General features: G+C 62.8%; 1 protein-coding gene. It reads right to left on the bottom strand.

Features of this window, described 5'->3' with window-relative positions:
- On the bottom strand, positions 1-309 hold a 309-nt coding region (nrdD, locus tag NE591_RS13865), incomplete at both ends, for an anaerobic ribonucleoside-triphosphate reductase (RefSeq protein ID WP_305145266.1).

Below are 309 nucleotides of genomic sequence, written 5' to 3'. Positions count from 1 at the left end.
TGAACGACAGGTTGCCGCGGCCGGGCGTCACCTCGCGATCGGGGTCGTACACGTTGCCCATGACGCGGGTGCGGCAGCCCATGTAGGTGATCTCGGTTTCCGGCGTGCCCTTGTAGTACTGGGCGTTGAACGGGGCATCCAGGAAGGAGAAGTTCGGGAACAGGCGCTTGGCCGAGCAGTGCATGGCCAGCTTGAACAGATCGTAGTTCGGATCCTCCGGATTGTAGTTCACGCCTTCCTTCACGCGGAAGATCTGCACGGGGAAGAGGGCCTGGGCTCCGGCGAGACGCCCATCTTCCCCGTGCAGAT

It is taken from the genome of Adlercreutzia sp. DFI.6.23, assembly GCF_024462535.1.
Lineage (GTDB): Bacteria > Actinomycetota > Coriobacteriia > Coriobacteriales > Eggerthellaceae > Adlercreutzia > Adlercreutzia rubneri.
Note: the sequence above shows the minus strand (reverse complement) of the source record. Positions and strands in the feature narration are given on the sequence as shown.